Genomic DNA, 5,787 nt, shown 5'->3' with positions numbered 1-5,787 from the left:
GCATCGTGCCGGTATGGCAGAAGCGGCAGTTGAGCGTGCAGCCGACCTGGCTCGACACGCACAGGGTCCCGCGATCGGCATCGGGAATGAACACCATCTCATAGTCGTTGCCGTCATCGGTCCGCAGCAACCATTTGCGCGTGCCGTCGGTCGACACCTGCGCCTCGACCTCCTGCGGTCGGCTGATCACGAAGCGCTGTTCGAGCCAGGGCTGCATCGTCTTCGAGATGTCCGTCATTACCGAGAACTGCGTCGCGCCGCGATTGTAGATCCAGTGGAACAGCTGCTTCGCGCGCAGCTTCGCCTGTTTGGGATCGAGCTGCGACGTCTCCAGCGCCATCCGCAGATCGTCCTTCGACAGCCCGAGCAGGTCGATCCGCCCGTCGCTGCGCGGCACGAGCGCGCGGGGGACGGGCACGGGGTCGATGTGGCCGGGGATTTGCATCAGCGTTCCATCAGCTTGGTCGTGGCAGAAAGCAGTCCCGAATGCCGTCGACATGTTCGATCAGATCGGTCGCGGCCCGTTGATCGCCCATGCGATCCAGAATGACGTCGATCCCTTCACGCCGTGTCAGTTTGGCCGCCGGAACGAAATCTGCATCCGCGGCCACGATAATGATCTGATCGACCTGTTGCTTGAATGCGAGCGAGGCCACGTCGAGGCCGAGGCGCATGTCGACGCCTTTCTGTTTCGTATCGATTTCGAAATCGTCGTCGGTCGCAACGAAGGCAGCAGGCGACTGGATCAAGCGGAGCGTCGCATCTTCGCTCAACCGCCACCGCGACGTGGCATTGAGGCGTCCCAGTCGTAGCGCGACCTTACGCAATTTGCGTATCTCGCTGTGGAAGGCGAGGCGAGACTTTGCTTCGGCCGTCTTACCGAAATCGATCGATCGATGCGACAATGGCTTGTGCATCCGCTTCGTGAGCGGTGAACAATCGTAGAAAAATATACGATAGAATTCGCGCGATTGGGAAATCTGCGAATCATGTTTGCCGATCTGCTCCATCATCTCCAACGGACCGATCCGTTGGGCTAGGTGCCAATAGGCCAGCAAACCCAAACCATGCGCTACGCTTTTAGGATTCTCCCGGTCATGATCGGGAAAACTGTGCTTGAAGCGGCGTAGAAAAAACGCCCCATCAACCAGGATTGCCGTTGCCATGATAGTGCCCAGAAACAAGTTGTCCCCGGGAGCGGCCTTGAGCTGATATCTGCTCTTGCGAGCGCCTCAAGACGGCAAGCCGGGGACGGGATCAATATGATGTACGTTTTCCGTACGCCGAAGTCAAGATTTCACCGCCCCGCACACCCCAAAGCCGCCGCATCGATCGCGGTCGCCGCGCCCGGCAGCGCATACACATCCGCGAACGGGTGCCCGCCTGCGCCCACCGCCTCGACGCTCATGCTGCGCCCGTCCCTCATCGCCGCCACGATCGCCCGGTCGCTGGCGGTGTCCGCGGCCCATGCATCGACCCCGTCCGCGATCAGGGCGAAGCGCCGTTCGCCGATCGACAGCGTCACCCCCGCCGACCGGTCGCGCTCGCGGCTGAGGCGGATGTGCAGCGATCCGCGCAGGCCCCGCCCCGGCCAGTCCGCGACGCTGGCGAACGGCCGCCCCGCACCGCCCGCGCGCACCGGTTCGGCGATCGCGAAACATCGGCGCGGCTGCGCATCGCGGAATGCGCCCCAGCCCTTGTACACCCCGATCGCCTCGCGCGCTCCGACGGGCGCGGCGATCAGCGCCACCAACGCCAGCCCCAATGCCCGCCCCAATGCCCGCCAGCGCCTCACGCCGACGCGTGGCCGGTGCCGCGGTGGACCAACCGCTCGACCCCATTCTCGATGCAGACGATCGACCCCTGCGGCAGCCCGGGCGCGAACGGCGCGCCGATCGTCGGATCGGGCGCGGTGCCCGTCATCACCCCGCGCATCACCCGGCTGGAAATACCGTGCATCACCACCAGCCGATCGCCCGGCGCGTCGTCGGTATCCGCCAGCCAGCCGCGCACCCGCGCCGCGATCGCCGGATAATCCTCCCCGTCCGGCGCGACCTTCAGCGCGCCCGATGCGGTGAACACCTCGCCCACCTCGGCGATGACGTCGGCATAATAGCGCCCGCCCCAGGACCCCATCCCGATCTCGACCAGCCGCGCATCGGTCCGCGCCGCGTGCCAGTCCAGCCCCAGATGCTCCGCGATCACCGCCAGCGTCTGCAACGCGCGGCCGGTCGGCGATGCCCACAGGGTCAACGCCGGCGTCGGCCCGAGCGCGCCGAGCATCGCCCGCCCGATCTCGTCCGCCTGCGCGAACCCGGCACGGGTCAGCGGGGTGTGCGGGGCGTCGCCCTGCAGCCGCCGCGCGGCGTTGAACACCGTCTCCCCGTGGCGCGCGATAAAGTCCCTGCCCGTCCGCATGCCCGTCCCTGTCCGTCACCCGCCAAACCATTGCAACGGCTTTCGCCGACGTCCGATGGCCGGTCGCATCGTTAACCGATGCTTTACTCACGTACGACAGTCCGGCGACGCTTGCCCGCGACCATGGTCATTGGGTAGGAACACGCGAGCGTTGCCTGCGGACTCGGGCGGGCACGGGGGATTTCGAATGAAGGCGACGATCGAACGCGCGACGCTTCTGAAGGGGCTCAGCCATGTCCAGTCCGTGGTGGAACGCCGCAACACCATCCCGATCCTGTCCAACGTCCTGATCGAGGCGACAGCGGAAGGCGCGCTCAGGCTGATGGCGACCGACCTCGACCTGCAGATCAACGAAAGCGTCGCCGCCGCGGTCGATCAGCCGGGCGCGACCACGGTCAGCGCGCACACGCTGTTCGACATCGCGCGCAAGCTGCCCGAGGGAAGCCAGGTCCAGCTCGCCGCCACGGACGGGCGCATGACCATCGTCGCGGGCCGCGCGCGCTTCTCGCTCGGCACGCTGCCGCGCGACGATTTCCCGGTGATCGCGGAAGGCGAACTGCCGACCAGGTTCGAACTGCCCGCGGGGACGCTGAAGCAGATCATCGACAAGACCCGCTTTGCGATCTCGACCGAGGAGACGCGCTACTACCTCAACGGCATATTCCTGCATGTGGCGGACGGCGACGGATCGCAGCCCGTCCTCAAGGCCGCGGCGACCGACGGCCACCGCCTCGCTCGCGTCACCCTGCCCCGGCCTGATGGTGCGGAGGGAATGCCCGACGTGATCGTGCCGCGCAAATGCGTCGCCGAACTGCGCAAGCTGCTCGACGAGGTCGATGGATCGGTCGGCGTGTCGCTGTCGCCGACCAAGATCCGCTTCGATCTCGGCACCGCGCTGCTGACGTCGAAGTTGATCGACGGCACCTTCCCGGATTATTCGCGCGTCATCCCGACCGGCAACGACAAGATCCTGAAGCTCGATCCCAAGAGCTTCATGGAGGGCGTCGACCGCGTCTCGACGATCGCGACCGAGAAGACCCGCGCGGTGAAAATGGCGCTCGATCGCGACAAGATCACGCTGTCGGTCACCAGTCCCGAAAACGGCACCGCCGCCGAGGAAGTCCCCGGCGACTATACCGCGCTGCCGTTCGAGATCGGGTTCAACAGCCGCTATCTGATGGACATCCTCGGCCAGATCGAGGGCGACACGGTCGAGGTCCATCTGGCCGACGCCGCCGCACCGACGCTGATCCGCGAAAACGACAAGGCCGCCGCGTTGTATGTGCTGATGCCGATGCGGGTGTAGAAGCCAGGCTACCCGGCCGGACAGGTGTACGGCGCGGCGGGGGGATCGGGGACGGCCGTAAGCGCCAGCGCGCGCCCTCCTGCCCCTCCCCGGCGAAGGCCGGAGGGGGGGTAGGAGGGGGGGGCCGATCGCTACGCCCCCATCTTGCCACCTACCCCCAAATTCGCTACCTACACTGATGTCAGTAAGGAGCGCGACTCGATGGCGAAGCTACTCCCCTTCCCCGGCACGACCGGTCGCCGCGACTGGCGCGTCGCGTTCGACGCGATCCGCAAGCTGATGGCGAACGGCGACGACACCACGCAGGTGTTCCGCATCATGCGCGCGCTGAACGTCGGCAATGCGCCGATGAACTACGCCCGGTTGCTGGGCACGGCCGAGGGCGGCCGCATCGCCTACGATCGCGTCGAACTGGCCGAGCGCTTTTCGGAACCCGCCTTCGTCGCCAGCTTCGCGCCCGGCACCGTCGGCGCGGCGTATCGCGGCTTTCTCGAATCCACCGGCTACACCGCCGCCGGTCTGGTCGAGGTCAGCAAGGTCGAGCCCTCCGCGGACGAGATCGCCCACCCCTATGCCTGGTTCGGCCGCCGGGTCCGCGACACGCACGACATCTGGCACGTCCTGACCGGCTACAAGGCGGACGAGAGCATGGGCGAGGCCGCGCTCGTCGCGTTCAGCTACGCGCAGGTCGGCGGGCTCGGCTGGGCGTTCGTCGGCGCCGCCGCGGCGCTGAAGAGCATCCGCGTCACCGGCAGCCGGCTGTTCGCGCGTGCGGTCTGGGAAGGCTATCGCCACGGCCGGCACGCGAAATGGATTTCGGGGGAGGATTATCTGAAGCTCCTCCACGAGCCGATCGACGCGGTCCGCGCGCGGCTGAACATCGCCGAGCCGGTGATCTACAAGCGCGCGCAGGTGGAACTGGGCGCGGAACTGGCGTCGTATCTCAGCACGCAGAAGGCGAAGCTGCCCGATGCCGAGGTCCGGCTGGCGGCATAATCCCGTGCTCCTGCGAACGCAGGAGCACGGCGTCACCATCGGCGTCCCTAGTAACCCTGGACTCCTGCGTTCGCAGGAGAACCAGCTGGGGCTCGCCGATAATCCCAAACCTCCGTCACCCCGGGCTTGCCCCGGGGTCCATCGTGCCGCGAAGTCACAAACGTGAGAATGCGGGGCACGATGGATGCCGGGTCAAGCCCGGCATGACGAAAGAGATGCGGAGGCGCATCGCTCCCACCCCGATCAATGCATCCGCTTCACCGTCGTGCTGACATCGCCATTCGAACTATGCGTCGTCTCGCGCACCGTCTTGCGCGTCACGGTCTTGTGACCGACCTTGACGCCCAAAATACGCCTGGCCCGGCGCGTCTTGTGCTTGTGGGTATAGACGACCCTCGTCGTCCGCGTCGCCACGCCATCATGCACGCTGGTGTCGTGCGTGACCTTGGTCCGGTTGGTCGTCTGCGCGTCGGCGCCGGCGGTCGCGATCAGGGCGAGGGCGGCGAACGGGAGGGTGGCGAATGCGAGCTTCATAGGGATCCCCTTTGGACGATCATGGTTCGGCTGTAACGGCGGCGTACGTGGAGCGTTCCCACTGGCGATAGTTGACGCAAGCTTGTGCGCAAGGGACGCTCGTCCCAAACCCGGGATGCGCCGTCATCGCGGTGGTGTACCTGATGCGCCGGTTGCGAGTAATCGCTAATGCCTGTTGGTGACGACAGGTACGGCGCGTCCGCCTTCGCCCTTATTGTGGTGCGGCCTTCGCCAGCTTGCCCACCGGCTCCTTGAACCTTTCCGGATCGCCCTCCGTCTATAACTCGCGAGCGGCTTCCTTGAACTTGTCGAGTTGGGTGCGAGCGTGCTCCGTCATGCTCGCTACGTAACACGGGCCAATCTGCGAAGGCTCTAGCGTAGATGGGATCACACCATGAACAGTCATAGGTTGGTCACAGGCTTGCGCGGCTAGCGGATATACCCTGAGCTGCTGCCGGTTTCGTGGACACCAGGATAAGGTGTTTTCGGAACCGGAGGGCGTAAATGCAACGACGAAAGTTCAGCCGAGAGTT

General features: G+C 65.9%; 6 protein-coding genes and 1 pseudogene. 2 read left to right on the top strand and 5 right to left on the bottom strand.

Going from position 1 to position 5,787, the window contains the following annotated elements:
* The 4 genes and pseudogenes from ACFE7D_RS13800 to ACFE7D_RS13785 all read right to left on the bottom strand — a co-directional run.
* A pseudogene (locus ACFE7D_RS13800) lies at positions 1-445 on the bottom strand (23S rRNA (adenine(2503)-C(2))-methyltransferase RlmN); the annotation flags it as partial.
* Between the two features lie 10 nt (positions 446-455).
* The gene (locus ACFE7D_RS13795; RefSeq protein ID WP_375395989.1) at positions 456-1,166 is read right to left on the bottom strand and encodes an NYN domain-containing protein; all 711 of its coding nucleotides are present in this window, start codon (positions 1,164-1,166) and stop codon (positions 456-458) included.
* 131 nt (positions 1,167-1,297) lie between these two features.
* Positions 1,298-1,795 carry a hypothetical protein gene (locus ACFE7D_RS13790; protein WP_375395988.1) on the bottom strand — a complete coding sequence of 166 codons (498 nt, stop codon included), beginning with the start codon at positions 1,793-1,795 and terminating at the stop codon, positions 1,298-1,300.
* Positions 1,792-2,418: a histidine phosphatase family protein gene (locus tag ACFE7D_RS13785; RefSeq protein ID WP_375395987.1), complete on the bottom strand. Its 627-nt coding sequence runs from the start codon at positions 2,416-2,418 to the stop codon at positions 1,792-1,794. Before ACFE7D_RS13785 ends, ACFE7D_RS13790 begins: the two co-directional genes overlap by 4 nt.
* 187 nt (positions 2,419-2,605) lie before the next feature.
* Here ACFE7D_RS13785 and dnaN point away from each other — a divergent pair, with 187 nt between their 5' ends.
* Together dnaN and ACFE7D_RS13775 are read left to right on the top strand one after the other, a co-directional pair.
* Positions 2,606-3,724 carry a DNA polymerase III subunit beta gene (gene dnaN / locus ACFE7D_RS13780; RefSeq protein ID WP_375395986.1) on the top strand — a complete coding sequence of 373 codons (1,119 nt, stop codon included), beginning with the start codon at positions 2,606-2,608 and terminating at the stop codon, positions 3,722-3,724.
* A gap of 201 nt (positions 3,725-3,925) precedes the next feature.
* Complete coding sequence (locus tag ACFE7D_RS13775; RefSeq protein WP_375395985.1) at positions 3,926-4,720, top strand: Coq4 family protein; 795 nt, start codon at positions 3,926-3,928, stop codon at positions 4,718-4,720.
* Positions 4,721-4,963: 243 nt separating this feature from the next.
* On the opposite strand, the gene ACFE7D_RS13770 is transcribed toward ACFE7D_RS13775, so the two are convergent.
* The gene (locus ACFE7D_RS13770; RefSeq protein WP_375395984.1) at positions 4,964-5,254 is read right to left on the bottom strand and encodes a hypothetical protein; all 291 of its coding nucleotides are present in this window, start codon (positions 5,252-5,254) and stop codon (positions 4,964-4,966) included.
* Positions 5,255-5,787: the final 533 nt, after the last annotated feature.

Source organism: uncultured Sphingomonas sp., assembly GCF_964244235.1.
In the GTDB taxonomy this organism is placed as follows: Bacteria; Pseudomonadota; Alphaproteobacteria; order Sphingomonadales; family Sphingomonadaceae; genus Sphingomonas.
This window is presented reverse-complemented; position numbering and strand designations above follow the sequence as displayed.

Bases quoted from the DNA above. Each gene is read 5' to 3' on its own strand.
- ACFE7D_RS13775 (WP_375395985.1), top strand. From the start codon at position 3,926: ATGGCGAAGCTACTCCCCTTCCCCGGCACGACCGGTCGCCGCGACTGG.
- ACFE7D_RS13795 (WP_375395989.1), bottom strand. From the start codon at position 1,166: ATGGCAACGGCAATCCTGGTTGATGGGGCGTTTTTTCTACGCCGCTTC.
- dnaN (WP_375395986.1), top strand. From the start codon at position 2,606: ATGAAGGCGACGATCGAACGCGCGACGCTTCTGAAGGGGCTCAGCCAT.
- ACFE7D_RS13770 (WP_375395984.1), bottom strand. From the start codon at position 5,254: ATGAAGCTCGCATTCGCCACCCTCCCGTTCGCCGCCCTCGCCCTGATC.
- ACFE7D_RS13785 (WP_375395987.1), bottom strand. From the start codon at position 2,418: ATGCGGACGGGCAGGGACTTTATCGCGCGCCACGGGGAGACGGTGTTC.